24 protein-coding genes and 3 tRNA genes are annotated in these 21508 nt (G+C 67.8%); 17 read left to right on the top strand and 10 right to left on the bottom strand.

All coding sequences use genetic code 11. The annotated features are described in order from the left end of the window. Positions 1-160 precede the first annotated feature (160 nt). Both LXB15_RS09720 and LXB15_RS09715 read left to right on the top strand, forming a co-directional pair. Complete coding sequence (locus LXB15_RS09720; RefSeq protein WP_233952842.1) at positions 161-913, top strand: rhomboid family intramembrane serine protease; 753 nt, start codon at positions 161-163, stop codon at positions 911-913. 77 nt (positions 914-990) lie between these two features. Then, positions 991-1419 (top strand): CBS domain-containing protein, encoded by a 429-nt coding sequence (locus LXB15_RS09715; protein WP_233952841.1) that lies wholly within the window; start codon positions 991-993, stop codon positions 1417-1419. Between the two features lie 29 nt (positions 1420-1448). Here the strand turns inward: LXB15_RS09715 and LXB15_RS09710 are convergent, their stop codons facing one another. The 3 genes from LXB15_RS09710 to folE all read right to left on the bottom strand — a co-directional run bounded on the left by LXB15_RS09710 (position 1449) and on the right by folE (position 3580). Beyond that, the gene (locus LXB15_RS09710) at positions 1449-2402 is read right to left on the bottom strand and encodes a patatin-like phospholipase family protein (protein WP_233952840.1); all 954 of its coding nucleotides are present in this window, start codon (positions 2400-2402) and stop codon (positions 1449-1451) included. A gap of 129 nt (positions 2403-2531) precedes the next feature. Further along, complete coding sequence (gene hisI / locus LXB15_RS09705; protein WP_233953117.1) at positions 2532-2939, bottom strand: phosphoribosyl-AMP cyclohydrolase; 408 nt, start codon at positions 2937-2939, stop codon at positions 2532-2534. Positions 2940-2959: 20 nt separating this feature from the next. Continuing rightward, complete coding sequence (gene folE, locus LXB15_RS09700) at positions 2960-3580, bottom strand: GTP cyclohydrolase I FolE (RefSeq protein WP_233953116.1); 621 nt, start codon at positions 3578-3580, stop codon at positions 2960-2962. A 241-nt stretch (positions 3581-3821) separates the two neighbouring features. Here folE and LXB15_RS09695 point away from each other — a divergent pair, with 241 nt between their 5' ends. Continuing rightward, positions 3822-4268: an iron-sulfur cluster assembly scaffold protein gene (locus LXB15_RS09695; protein WP_233952839.1), complete on the top strand. Its 447-nt coding sequence runs from the start codon at positions 3822-3824 to the stop codon at positions 4266-4268. An 11-nt stretch (positions 4269-4279) separates the two neighbouring features. Next, entirely contained in the window at positions 4280-4642 is a 363-nt protein-coding gene (yidD, locus tag LXB15_RS09690; protein ID WP_233952837.1) for a membrane protein insertion efficiency factor YidD, read from the top strand. A gap of 21 nt (positions 4643-4663) precedes the next feature. Here the strand turns inward: yidD and LXB15_RS09685 are convergent, their stop codons facing one another. Beyond that, a complete protein-coding gene (locus LXB15_RS09685) occupies positions 4664-5155 on the bottom strand; it encodes a LysM peptidoglycan-binding domain-containing protein (RefSeq protein WP_233952835.1) in 492 nt (163 codons plus the stop codon). Between the two features lie 147 nt (positions 5156-5302). On the opposite strand from LXB15_RS09685, the gene thrS reads away from it, so the two are divergent. Next, entirely contained in the window at positions 5303-7279 is a 1977-nt protein-coding gene (thrS, locus tag LXB15_RS09680; protein WP_233952833.1) for a threonine--tRNA ligase, read from the top strand. A gap of 104 nt (positions 7280-7383) precedes the next feature. Next, complete coding sequence (locus LXB15_RS09675) at positions 7384-8220, top strand: lysophospholipid acyltransferase family protein (protein ID WP_233952831.1); 837 nt, start codon at positions 7384-7386, stop codon at positions 8218-8220. Positions 8221-8232: 12 nt separating this feature from the next. On the opposite strand, the gene LXB15_RS09670 is transcribed toward LXB15_RS09675, so the two are convergent. Beyond that, positions 8233-9375 carry a hypothetical protein gene (locus LXB15_RS09670; protein WP_233952829.1) on the bottom strand — a complete coding sequence of 381 codons (1143 nt, stop codon included), beginning with the start codon at positions 9373-9375 and terminating at the stop codon, positions 8233-8235. Positions 9376-9563: 188 nt separating this feature from the next. Between LXB15_RS09670 and LXB15_RS09665 the strand changes: the two genes are divergently transcribed. The 3 genes from LXB15_RS09665 (at position 9564) to LXB15_RS09655 (ending at position 12019) form a co-directional block, all read left to right on the top strand. Continuing rightward, positions 9564-10151 (top strand): nitroreductase, encoded by a 588-nt coding sequence (locus LXB15_RS09665; RefSeq protein ID WP_233952827.1) that lies wholly within the window; start codon positions 9564-9566, stop codon positions 10149-10151. Next, positions 10151-10771 carry a flavin reductase family protein gene (locus LXB15_RS09660; RefSeq protein ID WP_233953115.1) on the top strand — a complete coding sequence of 207 codons (621 nt, stop codon included), beginning with the start codon at positions 10151-10153 and terminating at the stop codon, positions 10769-10771. The genes LXB15_RS09665 and LXB15_RS09660 overlap by 1 nt, the downstream gene beginning before the upstream one ends. A 108-nt stretch (positions 10772-10879) precedes the next feature. Then, on the top strand, positions 10880-12019 hold the full coding sequence (locus LXB15_RS09655) for a DUF2336 domain-containing protein (RefSeq protein WP_233952825.1): 1140 nt from the start codon (positions 10880-10882) through the stop codon (positions 12017-12019). Positions 12020-12029: 10 nt separating this feature from the next. Here the strand turns inward: LXB15_RS09655 and LXB15_RS09650 are convergent, their stop codons facing one another. Then, complete coding sequence (locus LXB15_RS09650; protein WP_233952823.1) at positions 12030-12803, bottom strand: NAD kinase; 774 nt, start codon at positions 12801-12803, stop codon at positions 12030-12032. 198 nt (positions 12804-13001) lie between these two features. Here LXB15_RS09650 and LXB15_RS09645 point away from each other — a divergent pair. Further along, a tRNA-Thr gene (locus LXB15_RS09645) sits at positions 13002-13076 on the top strand. 49 nt (positions 13077-13125) lie between these two features. Here the strand turns inward: LXB15_RS09645 and LXB15_RS09640 are convergent. Continuing rightward, a complete protein-coding gene (locus LXB15_RS09640) occupies positions 13126-13971 on the bottom strand; it encodes an RNA methyltransferase (protein WP_233952822.1) in 846 nt (281 codons plus the stop codon). Positions 13972-14132: 161 nt separating this feature from the next. Between LXB15_RS09640 and LXB15_RS09635 the strand changes: the two genes are divergently transcribed. The 7 genes from LXB15_RS09635 (at position 14133) to LXB15_RS09605 (ending at position 19181) form a co-directional block, all read left to right on the top strand. Continuing rightward, positions 14133-14217: transfer RNA gene (locus tag LXB15_RS09635), tRNA-Tyr, on the top strand. Positions 14218-14239: 22 nt separating this feature from the next. Continuing rightward, a tRNA-Gly gene (locus LXB15_RS09630) sits at positions 14240-14313 on the top strand. Between the two features lie 163 nt (positions 14314-14476). Beyond that, on the top strand, positions 14477-15652 hold the full coding sequence (gene tuf / locus LXB15_RS09625) for an elongation factor Tu (protein WP_163044875.1): 1176 nt from the start codon (positions 14477-14479) through the stop codon (positions 15650-15652). A gap of 202 nt (positions 15653-15854) precedes the next feature. Continuing rightward, entirely contained in the window at positions 15855-16805 is a 951-nt protein-coding gene (locus LXB15_RS09620) for an ELM1/GtrOC1 family putative glycosyltransferase (protein ID WP_233952821.1), read from the top strand. Next, complete coding sequence (locus tag LXB15_RS09615) at positions 16802-17500, top strand: hypothetical protein (RefSeq protein WP_233952820.1); 699 nt, start codon at positions 16802-16804, stop codon at positions 17498-17500. The genes LXB15_RS09620 and LXB15_RS09615 overlap by 4 nt, the downstream gene beginning before the upstream one ends. Positions 17501-17602: 102 nt before the next feature. Continuing rightward, positions 17603-18295 (top strand): glycosyltransferase, encoded by a 693-nt coding sequence (locus LXB15_RS09610; protein WP_233952819.1) that lies wholly within the window; start codon positions 17603-17605, stop codon positions 18293-18295. Then, positions 18273-19181 carry a 3-deoxy-manno-octulosonate cytidylyltransferase gene (locus tag LXB15_RS09605; RefSeq protein WP_233952818.1) on the top strand — a complete coding sequence of 303 codons (909 nt, stop codon included), beginning with the start codon at positions 18273-18275 and terminating at the stop codon, positions 19179-19181. Before LXB15_RS09610 ends, LXB15_RS09605 begins: the two co-directional genes overlap by 23 nt. Positions 19182-19193: 12 nt before the next feature. On the opposite strand, the gene LXB15_RS09600 is transcribed toward LXB15_RS09605, so the two are convergent. From LXB15_RS09600 to LXB15_RS09590, 3 genes are read right to left on the bottom strand one after another with little or no spacing between them, the layout of a single operon-like run. Next, on the bottom strand, positions 19194-19907 hold the full coding sequence (locus LXB15_RS09600; RefSeq protein ID WP_233952817.1) for a hypothetical protein: 714 nt from the start codon (positions 19905-19907) through the stop codon (positions 19194-19196). A 36-nt stretch (positions 19908-19943) separates the two neighbouring features. Then, the gene (kdsB, locus tag LXB15_RS09595) at positions 19944-20681 is read right to left on the bottom strand and encodes a 3-deoxy-manno-octulosonate cytidylyltransferase (protein WP_233952815.1); all 738 of its coding nucleotides are present in this window, start codon (positions 20679-20681) and stop codon (positions 19944-19946) included. A gap of 10 nt (positions 20682-20691) precedes the next feature. Further along, a complete protein-coding gene (locus LXB15_RS09590; RefSeq protein ID WP_233952813.1) occupies positions 20692-21330 on the bottom strand; it encodes an HAD family hydrolase in 639 nt (212 codons plus the stop codon). Positions 21331-21508: the final 178 nt, after the last annotated feature.

The raw sequence follows: 21508 nt of genomic DNA, 5'->3' as shown, positions 1-21508 counted from the left end.
ACCAATAAGCGTATCTCGGCCTCCAGTCGGGTTTCGCCTGAGCTTTCGCCGCCCCCTCTTGCGGGGCGGCTTTTTTTTGCCCGCGGGTGACAATCCGCCAGTGTCCTCCCATGTGCCCATCGACCGTCGTGAACCACAAGACGCATCGACAAGGGCGACCATGACACAGCACGATCTCGATGACGCGCCGGAACCGGCGTTCCGGCGGCAGCGCCCGCCGCCGGCCTTCAACGTCCCCGGCATCGTGCTGGCGCTGATCTGCGTCTACATCGCCGTCCATGCGGTGCGGGTGTTCCTCCTCGATCCCGTGATGGACTCGTTCGTCCTGGTCGATTTCGCGTTCATTCCCGGCTGCTATCAGGCCGCCGCCGAGTTCTGCGCCTACCAGCGGCCCGGTGCCGGGATCTGGTCGCCACTCACCTACTCGTTCCTGCACGGCGACTGGATGCATCTCGGCGTCAACGCAGTCTGGCTGCTGGCCTTCGGAACGCCCGTGGCACGCCGGCTCGGCGCGATGCGCTTCCTGCTGTTTTCCGGCTGCGGCGCCGTGGCCGGCGCGGCCGTCTTCTACATGCTCAACCCGGAAATCGTCGCGCCCGTCATCGGTGCTTCCGGCGTCGTCTCGGCGCTGATGGGCGGCGCGTGCCGCTTCGCCTTTGGCGGGCCACGCGGGGCCGTCGCGCCCTCGATGCAGCCCTTCCTGCCCCTCGTTTCCATCCGCCAGGCGCTGGCAAACCGCACGGTGCTGATATTCGTCGCCGTCTTCTTCGGGACGAACCTGCTGATCGGCAGCGCGGCGGGCGGGTTTCTCGGCGGCGGCACGGTCGCATGGGAGGCGCATCTCGGCGGCTTCGCGTTCGGCTTCCTGCTCCTCGGCTTCTTCGAACGGCGTGCTCGGGCCCGGGCGGCCTGAACTCTCCCCTTGCGGTGCGGCGGGGACTGGCTCACCTTTCCGGCATGGCACCGGCGGAAGAAGGAGGGCCTTGGGAGATGTCCGTAAACCAGATACTCGCGCGCAAGGGCAGGGAAGTGGTCACCCTCCATCCCGATGCGACGCTTGATGAGGTCGCCCGCGTGCTGGCCAAGAAGAAGATCGGCGCCATCGTCCTGCTCGAGGAGAGCGGCGAGGTGGCCGGCATCGTCTCCGAGCGGGATGTCGTACGGGTGATCGGCACGGCGGGCGTCTCGGCCCTGTCGCACCGCGTGCGCGAAGAGATGACGATGAACGTGAAGACCTGCACCGGCAGCATGGGCATCGACGAGGCGATGCAGCTCATGACGGATGGCCGGTTTCGGCACCTGCCGGTCTGCGAGAACGGCAAGCTGATCGGCATCATCTCGATCGGCGACGTCGTCAAGCGGCGCATCGAAGACGTCGAGCGGGAAGCCGCGGAGATGCGCGAATACATCGCCAGCTGAGGCGGCTGCGGGTCGGAGGCCGAAAACGGTCAGACCCGCAGTTCGACACGCTCCGTTTCGACTTCGGCCATGCGCTGGATCTCGCTGATCCGGCTCATCGTCGCCTCGTAGCCGAGCGCGATCGCCTCCTTGGCGCGAAAGAACTCCGACAGGCCGATGTCGCGCACCCGCGGCTGCAGCGACAGATCCGGCGGATCGCCGGCGAGCCGCGCCCGCGAGATGCGGTCCTGGATGATGTTGAAGGCGTCCACCATCGATCGAGCAATGCCCAGCTGCTCACGCCGCTGGACCGGATCGGCCTGGGCGGCCGCGATGACCGGGGTGGTCAGGCCGAGATCCTTCTGGGCTTCGCGGTCGCTGCCGCCGGCCGAAAGCCGGACGATCGCCGCGCGGCCGAACAGGTCGTAATGCAGATTCACCGCGATCACGTGCCGTTGCTCGTAGACGCGGCAGACATTCACCGGCACCGGGTTGACCAGCGCACCGTCCATCAGGCGCCGGCCGCCGCACTCGACCGGCTCGAACACGCCGGGCAGGGCATAGGAAGCGCGCATCGCAAGGATCAGCGAGCCGGAGTCGATCCAGACCTCGTGGCCGTTGCGCGCTTCGGTCGCGACGCAGACGAGCGGCCGGTCGAGATCCTCGATCCGGATTCCGGCAAGATCCTGCGACAGGCGGCGGTTCAACCGCATGCCGCCGATCAGCCCGTCGGCGCCGAAGCGGAAATCGAGGAAGCGCAACAGACCGCGCTTGGTCAGGGAAAGGGCGAATTCTTCCAGCTCATCGAGCTTGCCGGCCAGGTAGCAGCCGCCGACAAGGGCGCCGATCGAGGTACCGGCGATCATCGAGACCCGCACCTTGCTCTCGTCGAGCGCTCTCAAGACCCCGATATGCGCCCAGCCGCGGGCGGCACCGCCGCCCAGCGCCAGCGCGACCCCGTTCGAACGCCGCGGCGGCGAAGGGATGACAATGGGGGGTTCCACCCCCGTCGGCGGCTCTTCCCGCCATCCGAACACTCGATCGAACATCTTGCGTCGTCCTGACTGGATCGCGTCGTTCATCGCCGATGATGGGCGCAATCCCTGATCATTCCTTTAAAGTAGGAACGATCGTCAGGCGGTGTCGAGGGCAGGCACCAGACCGTGACCATCCGGCCCGACCCGGCGATAGAAGCAGGAAGTCCGTCCGGTATGGCAGGTGTCGTCGGGCTTCTCGACCTCGACCTTCAGCCACACCGCGTCCTGGTCGCAGTCGATGCGAATCTCGCGGACCTTCTGCAAGGCCCCGGAGGTCTCGCCCTTCTTCCACAGGGCCGACCGCGAGCGCGACCAGTAATGCGCAAAGCCGGTCTTCAGCGTCTGCGACAGCGCCTCGGCGTTCATGTGCGCCACCATCAGCACGTCGCCGCTGACGTGGTCGGTCACGACCGCCGTCACCAGCCCGGCGGCATCGAAGCGGGGACGCAGCTCCGCTCCCTCTTCCTGCTGTGCGGCGAGGGGTGACGGCGCCAGGAACGGCACAGTGACAGCCCCCGATTCACTCACGGCCGGCGGCTCGCCATGGCAAGGAAGCGTTCCTGCAACTCGCGATCCTCGCGCAGCGCGCCGTAAAAGGCGGTGGTGATGGTGGTCGATCCCTTGCTGCGGATTCCGCGCATCGCCATGCACATGTGCTCGGCCTCCAGCATCACCGCGACGCCCTTCGGGCGCAGCATGCCGTCGATGGCGGCGGCGATCTGCGCAGTCATCGATTCCTGCGTCTGGAGACGGCGGCCGAAGATGTCCACCAGCCGGGCGATCTTCGACAGGCCGAGAACGCGGTCGTCGGGAAGGTAGCCGACATGCGCCTTGCCGATGATCGGCACCATGTGATGTTCGCAGTGCGAGTGGAAGTCGATGTCCCGGACGAGCACCATGTCCTCGTAGCCGGACACGTCCTCGAAGGTCCGGCCGAGAACGTCGCCCGGCTGCAGATTGTAGCCGCCGAACAGTTCCTCGTAGGCCTTCACGACGCGGGCGGGCGTCTCGCGCAGCCCCTCGCGCGAGGGGTCCTCGCCGATCCAGCGCAGCAGCGTGCCGACGGCGGCTTCCGCCTCCTGCCGGGTGGGGCGCTCGAGGTTCTTGTCAGCCGGCTCGGGAAATTTCTTGACGACAGCTTCCATGCTGTTCAGCTCCGTACGGGTCGGGATGCGCGCGGCGACCCAAAGCGAGTGATGGTCCGGGGCTTGCCCCTGCGATCCCGGCAGGCCGACGGTGGAAATCTTCTTCAATGCCAATGCGCTCCCGCCTTCGCCGCCCCGCGCGCTGTCGGGGCGGGGGGCGGCTTCCGATCCGGCGCCCACGAGCCTATATAGTTGGCGACAAGAGGAAATGACAGGGCGCCCAGCGCCGGGATAGGTTCCAGTGATCGACGACGTCTACAACGCGCACATTCTCGAACTCGCCGGGAACATCCCCCGGATCGGCCGGCTGGAACATCCGGATGCCAGTGCCACCGCGCACTCCAAGCTGTGCGGCTCGACCGTGACGATCGACCTGCGGGTCGATGACGGCAAGGTCGTGGAGTTCGCCCACGAGGTGAAGGCCTGCGCCCTCGGCCAGGCCTCGTCCTCGGTGATGGCGCGCAACATCGTCGGCGCCAGCACCGACGAACTGCGCCAGGTCCGGGAGACGATGCGCAAGATGCTCAAGGAGAATGGGGCGCCGCCGGAAGGCCGCTTCGCGGAGCTCAGATATCTGGAGCCGGTGCGCGACTACAAGGCGCGCCACGCCTCGACCATGCTCACCTTCGACGCGGTGGTGGAAGCGCTGGACAGGATAGCCGCCAAGCGCGAGAGCGCCGCGGCGTAAGGAGGCCATCCATGAACGGCCCGGGGCACCGGCGGCGCGGCGGGCAATCCCGCAACTGGCCCGGCGCCTGGCCCCGCACGCCCGGCCGGCTGGCGGGCCTTGCTCTCGTGCGCCTGTACCAGCTGACGCTTTCCGGCTTCGTCGGCAATGGCTGTCGGCACCTGCCGACCTGCTCCGAATATGCCTACGAGGCCATCGCCCGCCACGGCCTGTGGATCGGCGGCTGGCTTGGCCTGTTCCGGGTCATGCGGTGCGGGCCGGGCGGAACGTCCGGGATCGATCGGGTGCCGGAGACTGCCCTGCCGGCCGCCGCGCGCTGGAGGCCATGGACCCTGTGGCGGTACGGGGCGACGGGATCGGCGGACCATCCCTGACCGGCACGCCGCCGCCGGCGCTCACGCCTCGCGGGGAATGCGAAGCACCTGGCCGGGGAAAACTAGGTTGGCGTCAGCGACGATGTGCTGGTTCGCCTCCTGGATAACCGGATAGCGCGAGGCAATGCCGTAATAGCGCCGGGAGAGCGCCGACAGCGACTCGCCGCGGGCGACCGTGTGGAGCCAGTATCCGGCGAAGCCGGACAGGATCATTGGGCCGTAGAGCACGGGGATCGTGACGGCGGGCGGTGGCACGTCGTCACCGCCGCCGCTGTCGTCCGTCACCGTGACGAACAGCCGGCTGAGGGTGAAGGCCGCTCCCGGCGGGATCGTGACGGCCGCCTGAAACTGCCGGATCGACGTCGAACCGGCCGTGGCGGAGGTGACCACCTCGTCGTGCCCGTCGCCGACGCGGATCGTCAGATGACTCTCGAAACCCACCGCGTTGCCCGCGACGAGGATCGGGTTTCCGACGAGATCGAAGGGTTTCGGCTGGAGAATTTCGATGTTCACGGCGCATCTCCCTTGCACAGGAACAGCCAGCTCAAATATATCCCAGGCCGTCCATACCGGCAATCGACCGGCCGCGCGCGGCTGTCGCCGGAACATGCAAACCACCCGCGATCGTAGGCGGGACTGGAAAACAGAAAGATCGATCCGATGGCTGACGCCGTTTCCCTCCGCTTTCCCGATGGCTCCGAGCGCGACTACGCCGCTGCTGCCACGGGCGCCGAAATCGCCGGCGGAATTTCCAAATCCCTTGCCAAGAAAGCCGTCGCCTATGCGCTGGACGGCGAGATCCGCGACCTTTCCGACCCGGTCGGCCGTAGCGGCGCGATCGAGATCGTCCTGCGCGACGATCCGCGCGCCCTCGAGCTGATCCGCCACGACGCCGCCCACGTGATGGCCGAGGCGGTGCAGGAATTGTGGCCGGGCACGCAGGTGACGATCGGCCCGGTGATCGAGAACGGCTTCTATTACGACTTCGCCCGGGACACGCCGTTCACGCCGGACGACCTGCCGGTCATCGAAAAGAAGATGGCCGAGATCATCCGCCGCAACGCGCCCTTCACCAAGACGGTGTGGTCGCGGGACAAGGCGCGCGAGGTCTTTGCCGCCAAGGGCGAGACGTACAAGGTCGAGCTCGTCGACGCGATCCCGGCCGACCAGGAGCTGAAGATCTACAGCCAGGGCGACTGGTTCGACCTCTGCCGCGGCCCGCACATGGCCTCGACGGGACAGGTCGGCGACGCCTTCAAGCTGCTGAAGGTGGCGGGCGCCTACTGGCGCGGCAATTCCGACAATCCGATGCTGACGCGCATCTACGGGACGGCCTGGGCGACGCAGGACGAGCTCAAGGCCTATCTCCACATGCTGGAGGAGGCCGAGAAGCGCGACCATCGCCGGCTCGGCCGGGAAATGGACCTCTACCACTTCCAGGAGGACGCGCCTGGCACGGTGTTCTGGCACCCGAAGGGCTGGTCGCTCTACCAGACGCTGGTGTCCTACGTCCGCCGCCGCCAGGAGGCCGAGGGCTACCAGGAGGTGAACGCGCCGCAGCTGCTGGAGCGCTCGCTGTGGGAGACCTCCGGGCACTGGGAGAAGTACCACGAGAACATGTTCGTCACGGAGACCGAGGACGAGCGGGTGTTCGCGCTGAAGCCGATGAACTGCCCCGGACACGTGCAGATCTTCAAGCATGGCCTGAAGAGCTACCGCGATCTACCTCTGAAGCTTGCAGAATTGGGCATGGTGCACCGCTACGAGCCTTCGGGCGCCTTACACGGCCTGATGCGGGTGCGGGCGTTCACGCAGGACGATGCCCACGTCTTCTGCACCGAGGAGCAGATCGCCGCCGAGAGCCTCAAGATCAACGAGCTGATCCTGTCGATCTACCGCGACTTCGGCTTCGAGCACGTGCTGGTGAAGCTTTCAACGCGGCCGGAAAAGCGCGTCGGATCCGACGAGATGTGGGATCGCGCCGAAGCTTCGATGCGAGAGGTCCTGAAGATCATCGAGGCTGAGGGCGAAGGCCGCGTCACGACCGGCATCGCGGAGGGCGAGGGCGCGTTCTACGGCCCGAAATACGAGTACACGCTGCGCGATGCCATCGGCCGGCAGTGGCAGGTCGGCACCAACCAGGTGGACTTCAACCTGCCGGGCCGCTTCGGCGCCTTCTACATAGATCGCGATTCGGAGAAGAAGACGCCGGTCATGCTGCACCGGGCGATGCTCGGCTCGGTCGAGCGCTTCATCGGCATCCTGCTGGAGAACTGCGCCGGACACCTGCCGCTGTGGCTGTCGCCGGTGCAGGTGGTCGTCGCCACGATCACCTCGGACGCGGACGAGTACGCGCTGGAAGTCGCTCACCTGCTCAAGCGGGCGGGCATGAAGGTCGAGACGGACCTGCGCAACGAGAAGATCAACTACAAGGTCCGCGAGCACTCGGTGGCGAAGATCCCGGTCATGCTGGTGTGCGGCAAGCGGGAGGCCGAGGAGCGCACGGTCAACATCCGCCGGCTCGGCTCGCGCGACCAGGCGTCGGCGGGTCTCGACGAGGCGCTGGCCGCGCTGGTCGACGAGGCGGTGCCGCCGGACCTTCGCCGGAACCGGCAGGAGGACGCTGCCGCGGCTTGAGGGTGAACCGTTGCGGAGAGTCTCGCGACCGTGAAGCCTGACGTCATCCGGCTGTCATCGACGAAGAGCAAAGGCCGTGGGAGGAAAAACTCTCGCGGCCTTTCATGCGACTCTACCCGGAACTCACTTATGCCCGTCCCGGCGACCGCCTGCTGAAGCGGTTGGCGATCACCTGGATCGAGGATGTCTCGGGACGGCGCCTGCTGGCGCGACTCTACGGCAATTGGCGCAGCCGCGTTGCCGCGGGAGACCGGCTGGCCTTCAACGCCATGCTCGATGTGATGCGCATCCGGCTCGACTGCCGCGGCAAGCTGCCCGAGACGGCGTCCCTGCCGCCGCATCTGGTGATGGTTGCCAACCATCCGTTCGGCATCGGCGACGGGATCGCGATGCTGGCGCTGGCCGAGCGCCTCGGCCGGCCGTACCGGATCCTCGTGAACAACGACCTGATGAAGATCCCCGAGATGGCGGCGTACGGGCTGCCGGTTTCCTTCGAGGAGACGCGGCAGGCGCAGGCGATCAATCTCGCCACCCGTCGAGAGGCGATGCGCCTCCTGTCCGAGGGCACGACGATCGTGATCTTCCCCGCCGGCGGCGTCGCCACCGCACCGACGGTATTCGGCGCCGCCGATGACCTGCCGTGGAAACAGTTCACCGCACGCCTCGTCCAGTCGTCCCGGGCTGCGGTGCTGCCGGTCCACTTTTGCGGCCAGAACGGTCCGCTGTTTCATCTCGTCAGCCGATGGTCGCTGACGCTCCGGCTGGGTCTGCTGATCGGCGAGTTCCGCCGGCTCTACGGGCGGGCGATCACCGTCACGATCGGCGACATGATCTTCTATGAGAAGATTGCCGCGATCGATCGACGGGCGCTGACAGATTGGCTGCGGGAAATGGTTTTCGGGCTGGCCTCGCATGATGCGGTGGACCTGCGGGCCGCCTGATCGCCGCGACGGCTAGTCGCCGGAGCCGATCAGCGCGTCCGGCGCCTCGGCGAGGCTCGACGTCAGCACCTCGACGTCGGCATCGTGCCCGGACTGCACGTCGAAGCTGCGCTGGTAGACCTTGTCGCGGTTCTTGGCGATCAGGACATACTCCCCCTCGGCCAGCACCATCGACGGGAAGGCGCCGACGCTCTGCCGCACGATGTCGCCGGATGCCGTGGTCACCGACCAGGCCGTGTCGGCGAGTGCCTCGCCGCCCGGTTCCCTGACCAGCTTCATCGTCATCAGCGCAGCGCGATGCTGCAGCGTCGCGTCGGTGACCTTGCCTGCCTCGACCCGGATGTCGGCGCGCACCAGGGCGTTGATCGAGCCGTAATTGGAGACGACGTGGTAGGTCCCGGCGTTCAGGCGGACGATCTTCGAGGGCGGCACGTCGCCGGCCACCAAGTTGCGCTCGGATTCGGTTTCGGCGTCGGTGTAGATGTCGAAGGTGAGCTTGCTGGCGTCGATCTTCGAGCCGTCGGACACGAGCGCATCCAGCCGCAGCCCGCCGGCCTCGAGGATGACCACCTCGCGCGTCTTGACCCCTGTGAAGTCGATGCGCCGCACCAGGCCCGCGCGCCCGAAAGCGACGTGCAGGATATAGGAACCCGCCGGCACCTCGAAATTGGCGATGTTGCTCTCGGACGAGGCGATCAGCGACGGCCGTCCGTCGACGCCGGGAATTGCCGAGAACAGCCGCCAGACGAGCCCGTGCGGGATGCTCTCGCCGTCTTCCGTCAGCCGCGCTTCGAGCGTCAGCGTCGCACGCGAGCGGATCATGTCCTGGCTCGGCATGTTCTGCGGCGCGTAGGCGGGCAGTCCGGGCAGGTCGATGGAGGGGGCCCGGAGCTGGCCGGGTTCGACGGGCAGGGCGATCGGATCGAATCGCTGCAGCGAGCGGACCGACGGCGCGCCGACCTCCTTCGGATCCGGCACCAGCTCGGCGGCGGACGGCGAGACGTAGGCGCCCGGCTCGCGCTCCTTGTCGGACCCGAACAGGCCGCCGCTGCCGCGGTCGAGCAGCGAAGGGATCGGAATGTCCTGGGCAACGGCGGAAGCCGGCATCCAGAGCGCAATGCCCACGGCCATCAGAACACGTATGTCGATGGGCACCGTCGCGCTTCCCTCCAGCCTGTCGGCTCTCTGTCCCCTGAATGCTTCATGCACGCAGATGCGGGACGATTTCAAGGCACGGGCGACGTTCCGCGCCGGGCGGGGAGCCGTCGGGAAACGGGCGCAGGTTTGAAATGCGGTCGGCGAAGGGATAGCAGGAGCAGCCCACCATACCGAAGGATGCCGCCTTGGCCGATGCAATCACGCTGCTCTCCACCCGCCGCTCCATCCCGATCCCGATGCTCGGCCTGCCGGCGCCCTCCGAGGCAGAGCTCGAGACGATCCTGACGATCGGCGCGCGGGTGCCCGACCACGGCAAGCTCGTCCCCTGGCGCTTCATCGTCTACCGGGGCGCGCCGGCTGCGGCGATCGGCGAAGCCCTGGCGGGGCTGATCGAGGCACGCGACGGGGCACCCTTGTCGGAAGGCCGCCGGCGCGTCGAGACGACGCGCTTCACCCGGGCGCCGCTGGTGATCGGGGTGATCTCGACGGCCGGGGAGCATGTGAAGATCCGGGAGTGGGAACAGGTCCTGTCGGGCGGGGCGGCGGCGATGAACATCGTCAATGCCGTCCATGCCATGGGATATGCCGCGAACTGGGTCACCGAATGGATGGCCTATGACGATGAGGCGAAGGCACTTCTCGGCGTCGCGCCCTCGGAGAAGGTGATCGGCTTCATCCACGTCGGCACGCCGCAGGAGCCGCCGGTCGAGCGTCCGCGGCCGGCTTTGGCCGAGATCGTCACCGAGGCCGTGGCGCCGGAGGCGGGCCGGTGATCTTCTATACCACCGACCGCAACGAGCACGGACTGCCGCACGATCCGTTCAAGGCGATCGTGTCGCCGCGGCCGATCGGCTGGATCTCGACGCGCGCCCGCGACGGCTCGGTCAATCTGGCGCCCTACAGCTTCTTCAACGCGGTCAGCGACTCGCCCAAGCTGGTGATGTTCTCCTCGGCCGGCATGAAGGATTCCGCCAGCATCGCGGTCGAGACCGGCGAGTTCGTGGCCAACCTCGCCACCGAGAGTCTGGCGCGGCAGCTCAACCGGACGTCCGCGGACGCGCCTCGCGGCGTCAGCGAATTTGGTATCGCCGGGCTCACCGAGGCCCCTTGCCGCCTGGTCGCCGCTCCGCGCGTCGCGGAGAGCCCGGCGGCGCTCGAATGCCGGGTTACGGAGAGCTTTCACCCCAAGGGCATCGACGGCGCGCCGTCGCATTACTTCATGGTGATCGGCGAGGTCGTGGCCGTCCATGTCGACGAGGCGATCCTGAAGGACGGCATGATCGACACGGCGCTGGCCCGGCCGCTGTCTCGGCTCGGCTATCTCGACTATGCGGTCACCGCGGAGGTCTTCCAGATGAGGCGGCCCCGCACGCCCGACGCCAGCGACGTCTGATGCGACGCGGCGTCATTGTCCGCCGCTCGTCATGGTGAACGAAACCTAAACCTTTGCCGGCAACAATCGGACAGGAGTTCCGAAGTCGTCGCAGAAGGTTTTGTGTTCATGATCGTCCAGCGGTTCGTTCACTGGCGCCACACGGCCAACAGCGCCGGCCGCGCGGATGCGGCGCGGAGCGTGGCGCAGGCCTACATCGAGGGACGGTTCGGGGCGGCGGAGCGCAGCGAAGCCGAGGCGACGCTGACCCTGATGCTAGACGACCCGTCGCCCAAGGTGCGCCAGGCGCTGGCGGAAGGCCTCGCCACCGCTCCCGGGGTGCCGGCGGTGATCCTGCGCGCCCTCTGCGACGACAGCGACGCCATCGCCTGTCCGGTCGTGCGGGGATCGCCCGCCCTGGACGACGAGGACCTCGTGACGCTTGCCGCCGTCGGGTCGGAGGCGGTGAGACGCGCCATCGTCGCCCGCCGCGTCCTGTCGGTGCGGGTATCCGCGGCGATCGCGGAAATCGCCGATCCCGCCGTGTGCGTTGCCCTCCTCGAGAACGACGGCGCGGCGATCGCCGCCGTCAGCTACCAGCGCCTGGCAGAGCGCCACGGGCAGGATGCCGACATACGCGGCGCCCTGCTGGCCCGCGACGACCTTCCGGCGACGGTACGCCAGCAGATGATCCTCGCCGCAGGGCAGGCACTCGCGGCCCTGCCGCTTCTGCGCTCGCTCGTCGGCGCGGCGCGCGCCGAGGACGTAACCCTTGCAGCCTGCGAAAGAGCCACGGCGAAGCTGGCGGAAGTCGCGCCCGCGGGGGAGATCCCGACCCTGGTGGAGCATCTGCGGCGCAGCGGCCAGTTGACCACGGCCTTCCTGCTGCGCGTCGTGTCGACCGGAGATATCGACCTTCTCGCGGCCGCTTTGGCGTGCCTGTCGCAGACTGCGGAGCGGCGGGTGATGGCGATCCTGGCCGGCGGGCGCCAGAAGGCCGTCACCGCCCTGATCGTCGACGCCGGGTTGCCGGTGTCGATGGGACCGCTGTTCTGGGCCGCGGTGTCCGTCTGGCGCGAGGTTGCCGCCGGCAAGCGCCCGGCGCGCCCGGAAGAGGTGCCGCAGATGATCATCCGGCGCGTCGTCGCCGATCCGGGTTCCAGAGAAGGCCCGGCGGATACCGACGAGGCGGCGCGCTTCCTGCACCGGCTGGCGAACGAGGCAGCGCTCGACGCGGCCCGCGAGCGGGCGCGCCGTCTGGCGGCCTGACGGCGCCGCGTCAGTAGCGGAACTGTTCCGCGAGGATTCTCTCGTCCCAGGAATGCTCGACGTCGAACAGGATCACTCCGGTATCGGTGACCGACTCGCTGATCGTGATCTTGCGAACCGACTTGACCTCCGTGGCGTCGGCGACGGCGTTGACCGGGCGCTTCTCCGGCTCCAGAACCACGATCTCCACCGTCTGGTGGTTGGGCAGCAGGGCGCCGCGCCAGCGACGCGGCCGGAACGGGCTCACCGGCGTCAGGGCGAGCAGCGGCGCCTCCACCGGGATGATCGGCCCCTGCGCCGAGAGGTTGTAGGCGGTGGAGCCGATCGGCGTCGCCACCATGACGCCGTCGCAGACCAGCTCCTCCAGCCGTACCCGCCCGTCGATGGCGATCTGCAGCCGGGCCGCCTGGTAGGACTGGCGGAACAGCGCCACCTCGTTGATCGCCAGGGCGTTGTGGATGGTCCCCTCGGCGTCGACGGCGGTCATGGTGAGGGGATGGATGATGTTGCGGGTCGCCGCCGCGAGGCGTTCGCGCAGCCCGTCCTCGCGGTACTCGTTCATCAGGAAGCCGATCGTGCCCTTGTTCATGCCGTAGATCGGCACGCCGGTTCCCATGAAGCGATGCAGCGTGTTGAGCATGAAGCCGTCGCCACCCAGCGCCACGATCACGTCGGCATTGTCCGGCCGGTCGTTGCCGTAGAGCACGCTCAGCCGCCGCGCCGCCTCGTCGGCCGCCGGCGTGCCGCTGGCCAGAAAACTGATCGACTGGAGTTCACTTGACATGACGCCGCCTGGCCGGGGGTGACGACGCGGGCCGGGGCCGCATCATGGACCTGCTCAGCTAGCGCGGATGGCGGCGAACGCCAAGCGGGCGGCAGGTCTGGCCAGCCGAAGCCCCGCTGCACTGGAGCGGAGAAACGGTCGGGGACCGCGAAAAAGGCCGCTGCATCGCCCGCGCTTTCATGCTAATCCGCCCCTCGCGCCGGATTAGCTCAGCGGTAGAGCAGCGGTTTTGTAAACCGAAGGTCGGGGGTTCAATCCCCTCATCCGGCACCATCCCCTCGCGTCCGGTGGCGCCGGATCATCCGGGGCGCCGGCAGCGAATTCAGCCGAGATGCCGCCGTGCCGCGTACAGCGCGATGGCGGCGGCGTTGGAGACGTTCAGCGACTTGATCGTGCCGGGCATGTCGAGGCGGGCGAGGCGATCGACGGTGGTGCGGGTCTTCTGCCGCAGGCCCTTGCCCTCCGCACCCAGCACGATGGCGATGCGTTCGCCGGCGAGCGCCGCCTCGTAGGGTTCGTCACCCTCCGAATCGAGCCCGATCGTCTGGAAGCCCTGCGCCGAGAGCTCCGACAGCGCCTCGGCGAGATTGACCACTTCCAGATGCGGCACGTGCTCCAGCGCCCCCGAAGCCGACTTGGCCAGCACGCCGCTTTCCTGCGGCGAATGCCGCGCCGTGGTGATCAGCGCATCCGCCGCGAAGGCCGCCGCCGAGCGGAACACCGCGCCGACATTGTGCGGATCGGTCACCTGGTCGAGGACGAGCACCAGGCTCGCGCCCGTCATGTCCGCGAGCCGGCCGGGAATCAGCGGGTCGGCCTCCAGCATCACCCCCTGGTGCACCGCCTCGCTGCCGAGCTCGGTGTCCAGCAGCTTCGGCTCGACGATCTCGACCGGGCAGCGGATGTGTTCCGGATCGAGTTCGAGCCGGGCGAGGGCGTTCCGCGTCGCCAGCAGCCGGTGCAGCCGGCGCTTCGGATTGGCGATCGCCGCTGCCACGCTGTGCAGCCCGTAGAGCCGGATCCTGCCGGCCGGGGCGGGCTTGCCGGGCCGTGCCTGGCGGGGCGCCACCGCCGGCGGCAGTCCGCCATCGGCGCGCTTGCGGTCGCGGTGGGCACGGCGGAGTTTGGCGTAATGGGTATCTTTGGGGCGTGCGGTGTCGTCGCTCATGCCTGCTGCTTACCGGAGCCGGGGTCTGGGCGAAAGGGCGGACCATGCGGCGTTGACAGATCGGTTCGGGACTTTCATAAGGCCGCTCGGATGCGCGTCGGGTTGCTGGTTGACTCGACGTGTCCGGCAAAGACCGTGTTCAGACCGGTCGATGCGGTGCCGGAGGGGTGTCCGAGTGGTTAAAGGAGACGGACTGTAAATCCGTTCGCTTAGCGTACGCTGGTTCGAATCCAGCCCCCTCCACCATCGCCGTCTTAGCAGTGCAGGCGCGGGTATAGCTCAATGGTAGAGCAGCAGCCTTCCAAGCTGAATATGCGGGTTCGATTCCCGCTACCCGCTCCAGGCCGCTTCCTTTCCTAGATGCCCATTTTTGAGACCGCTTGCGCCCTCCGCCGTGCGGTTCCGCCGCGGCCTCGATCCGCGCGTGCGGCGCAGCACGCTTGTCATCTCCGGTCGCACTCGCTATGTCGCGCCGGAACTTCAGACCTCCGGACTGGGAGCAGGCATGGCCAAGAGTAAATTTGAGCGCAACAAGCCGCATGTGAACATCGGGACGATTGGTCACGTTGATCACGGCAAGACGTCGCTGACGGCGGCGATCACGAAGTATTTCGGCGAATACCGTGCGTATGACCAGATCGACGCGGCGCCGGAGGAGAAGGCGCGCGGCATCACGATCTCGACGGCGCATGTCGAGTACGAGACGGAAGCGCGGCACTACGCGCATGTCGACTGCCCGGGCCATGCCGACTACGTGAAGAACATGATCACCGGCGCGGCGCAGATGGACGGCGCGATCCTGGTGGTGTCGGCGGCCGACGGCCCGATGCCGCAGACCCGCGAGCACATCCTGCTCGCCCGTCAGGTCGGCGTGCCGGCGATCGTGGTGTTCCTCAACAAGGTCGACCAGGTCGACGACGAGGAACTCCTGGAGCTGGTCGAGCTCGAGGTTCGCGAGCTTCTGTCGAGCTACGAGTATCCGGGCGACGACATTCCGATCGTCAAGGGCTCGGCGCTGGCGGCGCTGGAAGATTCCAACAAGACGATCGGCGAGGACGCGGTGCGGGCGCTGATGGCCGAGGTGGATGCGTATATCCCGACGCCGGAGCGTCCGATCAACCTGCCGTTCCTGATGCCGATCGAGGACGTGTTCTCGATCTCGGGCCGCGGCACGGTGGTGACCGGCCGTGTCGAGCGCGGCATCGTCAAGGTGGGCGAGGAAGTCGAGATCGTCGGCATCCGCGACACCAAGAAGACGACGGTGACGGGCGTCGAGATGTTCCGCAAGCTTCTGGACCAGGGCCAGGCAGGCGACAACATCGGCGCGCTGATCCGCGGTGTGGATCGCGAGGGCGTCGAGCGCGGCCAGGTGCTGTGCAAGCCGGGTTCGGTGAAGCCGCACACCAAGTTCAAGGCCGAGGCGTACATCCTGACGAAGGAAGAGGGCGGCCGTCACACGCCGTTCTTCACCAACTACCGGCCGCAGTTCTACTTCCGCACGACGGACGTGACCGGTGTGTGCACGCTTCCCGAGGGCACCGAGATGGTGATGCCGGGCGACAACGTGACGATGGACGTGGTGCTGATCGTGCCTATCGCGATGGAAGAGCGCCTGCGCTTCGCCATCCGCGAAGGCGGCCGCACCGTCGGCGCCGGCATCGTCGCCTCGATCATCGAGTAACGACGGCAAGATAAGGCGCGGCTTGCCGCGCATCGACAGTCGTGAACGGGCCCCTCGCGGGCCCGTTTGCTTTTAGGGAATGCCGGCGCCGGAACTCGGCCATCCAGCCGAGGCCGCGGCATCGTGTGTCGGGTCAGCCGGCGGTGGCTGGCGCCGCCCGCGGCATTTGCGCTAGACCGGCGGAAACCGGCGAGGAAAACGCGTGCGAGTCTGGACTGTCAGCGAGGAAAAGGCGGGGACTCTCACCCAGTGCCTCGGCGTTGCCGGCCATCTGACGGCCGATCCCGTCGTCCTCAAGATCGAGCGTCTGGCGAAATGGCGGCGCGGTCTCCTGTCTCCCTACAGGCGCGTCAGCGCCGCCGAACCCGATATCATCGTCTCCTGCGGATGGTTTGCCGAGCGTCACGTGGCGCGGATCAAGGAGCGCTTCGATGGCCGGCCGCTCGCGGTGCATCTGCAGCCGCCGGCGCCGCCCTCCGCCGGGATCTACGACCTTGCCTTCGTCTCGCGCCACGACTGGAAGAGCGAACGGCTGGAGGGCACCGAGTATCGCGGCATGATCGGCGTGCCGCACCGCATCACCCGGCAGTGGCTCGACGCGCGCCGCCCGGCCGCCCGGGCGCGCTGGACCGCCGCCGGGAACGACGACCGGATCGTCGCGATGCTCCTCGGCGGGCCGAATGGCGCCTACGACTACGACGGGCCGACGATCGCCGGCATCGTCGACACCGCCCGGCGGCTTGCCGCGGAGGGGGCCATCGTGCTGGCGACGACATCGCGGCGCAGCCGGCCAGCACTGCTCGACGCGCTGCTGCGGATCGATGACCCGCGCGTCCACGTCTGGGACCGGACCGGCGAGAACCCCTATCGCGACTATCTCGCGGCGGCGGACGGCTTCCTGATCGGCAAGGACACGGTGACGATGCACTGCGAGGCGCTGACCTCGGGCCGCCCGGTCTACAGCCTCGACCTCGCGGCGATCCAAGGCGAGCGGTTCGAGAAGTTCGAATGGTTTCATCACGACCTGCAGGACACGCTGCGCCTGACCAGGCCGTTTGAAGGGCGGGTCGAGGCCTACGACTACGGCTTCGCCGACCAGTCTTTGGCGATCGCCGATGCCATCCGGGCGCACCATGCGGCGCGGCGGCGATGATGGACGCAACGCCGTCGCCGCGACTTGCCGAAATCCGCGCCGCGCAGCGCGAGGCGATGGGACGTCTCGGGCTGCTGGACCGGCCCTGGGTGATCCTCGGCGGCGCGCCGCAGCCCACCATGCCGGACGAACTGCTTGCCGGCCACGCCCGCGTCGACATCAACAACGCCGGCCTGGCGGCGAGGCAGCGGGGCTGGGGTCCCGCCGATCTCACGGTCCGCCGCCCGGTGGAGTCCTGGTCCGCCTTTCCCGATCTCGAGACCAGGGCCTTGCTCTGGTACAATGCGCGCCCACGTTGGCGGCAACGCTGGAAGCTGATGCGCCAGCGCCGGGCGAAGATCGGCGCGCTCGTGTCGCTGTCTCCCGACGACCGGGAGGCGATCAACCAGGCGCTGATCGGGCCGGAGATTCTCGGTATCGGCGAGCTGGGCAAGCCGTCCACCGGCATCGCCGCGCTCTGCTACGGTCTGTTCCTCGGCGTTCCGGAGATCGTGCTCGCGGGTTTTTCGTTCGCGCGCGCCGGCCATTCCTACGACGCGCTCGCCCGGCCGCGGATGCAGATCCCCGAGGATCGCCATGCCCTGCAGCGCCTGCGGCAGGACCCGAGGGTCGCGACGACGGAACCTGAACTCGCGGCGGACATCGGTCTGCGCCTGTGGCGCCCGGACGGCGCGACGCCCGCCGGAACAGGGTAGCGCGGTACGGGGCGGCGGGGCATCCCTGCCGCCGTCCGACATTGGATATTGCGCAGCGGCGGTGTATGAGGCCCCCGGTTCAGCAATCAACGAGGCCGTCACGTGAAGCACCCGCCAGTCCAGGTCTTCGTAGGTTTCGACTCCAAGGAAGTCGTCGCCTATCACGTTCTCTGCCAGAGCATCCTCGAGCGGTCGTCGGTGCCGGTCCGGTTCGTGCCGCTGTATCTGCCCAACCTCGAGGGGATCTTCACCCGCGAGCGCAATGCCCTGCAGTCCACCGAGTTTTCCTTTTCGCGCTTCCTCGTGCCGGCGCTGAGCGAGTTCACGGGCTGGAGCCTGTTTATGGACTGCGACATGCTGATGCGTGCCGACATCGCCGAACTCTGGGCGCTGCGCGACGGGCAGTTCGCCGTGCAGGTCGTAAAGCACGACTATACGCCGAAGGTCGAGACGAAGTTCCTCGGGCAGCCGCAGACCAAGTACGAGAAGAAGAACTGGTCGAGCGTCATGCTGTTCAACAATGCCAGGTGCCGCGCGCTGACCCCCGACTACGTGAACTCGGCGACCGGCCTGCAGCTGCACCAGTTCAAATGGCTCGAGGGCGACGAGCAGATCGGCGATATCCCGGCCGTGTGGAACTGGCTGGTCAACGAGTACGATCACAATCCGGACGCCAAGAACGTCCACTTCACCGATGGCGGGCCGTATTTCGACGAGTATCGCAACGACGACTATGCCGAGGAATGGTTCGCCATGCGCGAGCGGGTGCTGCATGTCGAGCAGCGCGCCGGCTGACGGGATCGCTGCTGTGCCGGACGTGACCAAGACGCCGTCCCGGTCGGGGGACCTGCCCGACACGCGCGACGGATGGGCCCCCTATTTCGGCGGCTTCGAGCGGGTGGTTCTCGTCGCCAACAGCGACGCCGTCGATATGGCCGTGCTGTCGTCGCAATTCGGCGAGGGCACGCTTTTCGTGTTCTTCAACAAGGTCTTCAAGGTTCTCTCTGAACCCTTCGACCGGCCTTCCTTGCTGATCGCCCGCAGCAGCCAGGCGGGCGCCAACATCGTCTATCGGCGAGAAGTCGACGAGGTCCTCAAGCTTCTGCGCGGCGCGCAATTCGAGGGCATCGGGAACCTGCGCGCCGGCGACCAGGAAACCTTCAGCCAGCCCCGGGAATTCGGCGGGGCGCGCGTCGGGTTCCTCGACCTCACGCCGGTCTTCGCCGACTTCTATCCGCGGACCCACGTGCCGACCAGCGGCTTCGCGCTGGCCTTCTGGCTGACGGAGGCCTGCCCGCAGCTGCCGATCGTCCTCGCCGGTTTCACCGCGCGGCGAACCGGGCAGTGGCGGCTTTTCCATGACCACGAATGGACCTTCGAGCAGATCATCTACCGGCTGCTCGTCCGCAGCGGGCGGCTGACCATGGTCGGCGGGCCCAGCGACGGCCATTGGGATCAGATCGCCGCACGGATCCCCGGCGTCAGCCCCTCCGATGTCGCGCTGGTGTCCGCGGAAGTCCTTTCCGAGCGGCTGGAAGGCACCAACGTCGTGATGGACCGGCTGATCTCGCTCACCCGGCTGCAGGGCCGGCTCGATGGGTTCATCCGGTCCCTTAAGCCCAAGACCCGCAAGCAGAAGCTCGCCGAGAAAATAGCGGAGCAGGGGCCGGGGAAGGGCTGAAGCGCATCGCGTTCAGCCGGCGATGGTGCCTGCCAGCAGCCTGATGCCGGTCGCCCGGCTGAGCCCGGGCTCGGTCGTCACGACCTGCGGATAGCGGGCGGCGACCACCGCCAGGGCCGCGCGGTCTTCCTCGAGATGGCGCCGCGTGCGGGCCGAGCGGTCGTAGGCATAGCCGTCGCTGTCGAGGGAGATCCCCGCGACGATGATCTGCGGGATGCCGACGGCAATTGCGTAGGCGATCAGCGCGATGCCGTTGGAGGGGCGGATCTCCGCGCCGCTTCCGCCGAACAGCGTGCCGAGCGTCCCGATGATTAAGGCGTCGCGCTCGCGGTGGGTGAGGGCGCATTCCCTCGGACCGGGGAGCGGCAGGGCGCGCCGGATGCGCGCCAGTGAGCTGTGGCGCTTGCACAGGCGCAGGATGGAACGAAGTTCGAGCCCGGCGACCTGCTCTGCTGTCGTCTTGGCCAGCAGGAAGGTCAGGTCACCCTGCGGCAGCCCGTGCTGGCGGGCGGCATGACCGGCGTATTTGACATGGATATGCGCCGTCCGCGGCGGAAACGGCCGCGGAACATGCGGGTCCGGCGCGGAGCCGAGGATGAACCAGGGACGATCCGCCAGCCCCCTCGACTTCAACCACGCCGCGTGTTGCGCCGAAAGGGCAGCAAAGTCCCGCGCGATGTACCGTTCCTCGGCAGCGTCGAAGGGTCGCCGCGCAGCGTCGCTCATCGGTCTGCTCCTGCTCCGGTGGTCACGGGCCAACGTTCAGTGGCGGGCCATCATGGCGCGGACGCGGTCGAGGTCGGCGGGGGTGTCGACCGGAATGCCCTCGTCGTTCGGCACCTGCACCATCTGGACCCCATAGCCGTGCTCGACGAAGCGCAGCATCTCGACGCCCTCGGCCTGCTCCAGCGGGCCGGGACGCAGCGAGGCGAAGCGTTCCAGGCCCTCGCGCCGGAAGGCGTAGAGGCCGAGCTGGCGCAGGTGGCGGACCGCGCCGCCCTTCGGATAGGGGATCGGCAGGCGGGAGTAGGCCATGGCCAGCCCGGTGGTGGTCATCACCACCTTGACGACATTGGTGTCGATCGCGTCGGAGGGCGAGGCGATCTCGTTGTAGCCGTTGGACGCCTGGACATTCGGATCGTCGCAGCCTGCGATGGCTCGGGCGACGCGCGCAATGGCCTCGGGCTCGATCATCGGCTCGTCCCCCTGGACGTTGACGATGATATCCGCGTCAAGGCGTGCCGCGCATTCGGCCACGCGATCCGTGCCGGACGCGTGGTCCGAACGGGTCATCAGCACCGGCAGGTCGAGCACCTCGCACACCTTGCGGATGCGGTCGTCGTCGGTGGCGATCGTCGCGGCATCGATGCCCTCGGCGGCGATCGTCTGCTGATAGACGTGCCAGAGCATCGGCTTGCCGTTGATGTCGGCGATCGGCTTGCCCGGAAAGCGGGAGGCCCCGAAACGGCAGGGAATGACGGCGACGATACGCGGGGCCATGATAGGGTCCTCAACTGAACAGGAATGTCTGGAGATCGGCTGGCGCTTTGGCCGCAAAGAGGCAGTCGGCCGGCCGTGCGCCGTAACCCCAGTCGACATGAATGTAGTCGACGCGCGCCCGGCGGGCGGCTTCCGCGTCGGAATCCATGTCGCCGATGAAGACCGTGTCCGAGGGGTCGACGTTGCAGCGGGCCATCGCGAACAGCAGGTGATCGGGCGCCGGCTTGCCCCGCAGCCCGTCACGGGGCGTCATGATCACCGCGAAGCCGACGGGCAGGCGGTCAAGCACCAGCTCGGTACGCGCCGCGTCCTTCGATGTCACGATGCCGAGCTGCCGACCGCTGTCGGCAAGCGCCGACAGCATCCTGTCGATTCCCTCGAAGACAGGTGTCTCATGCAGCGACTGGCTGGAGGCACGCCGGAACACCCGTTCGATGGCGACAGCCGAATGGGCGAGCCCGAGCCGCGCCATGATGTCGGGGAACGGGCGCCCGATCTCCGCGAAATAGGCATCGAAGGGCAGGGCGATCCCGAGCTCCTCCCGAACGCTGTTCCAGGCGATCTCCATGTTCCGGCGCGAATCCAGGATCACGCCGTCCAGGTCGAACAGGATGAGCGACTTTGGCCGTATCACCGTGGTCATGTTCATGGCCGACTCCGGTATCATCTGGCGGCCGGCTGCTCTCGGCTGCGGTCCGAACCCTGCCGCGGCGGATGTAGCGATCCGCCTTGGGGGAGTCCATTGCAAATTGGCGCAGGGCGCTGCGGGCGAAGAGATGGCGATACGGACGGCGCCAGGCTTTCCACCGCTGCCGTGCGTCGCGGCG

It is taken from the genome of Aurantimonas sp. HBX-1 (assembly GCF_021391535.1).
Classification (GTDB): domain Bacteria; phylum Pseudomonadota; class Alphaproteobacteria; order Rhizobiales; family Rhizobiaceae; genus Aurantimonas.
Note: the sequence above shows the minus strand (reverse complement) of the source record. Positions and strands in the feature narration are given on the sequence as shown.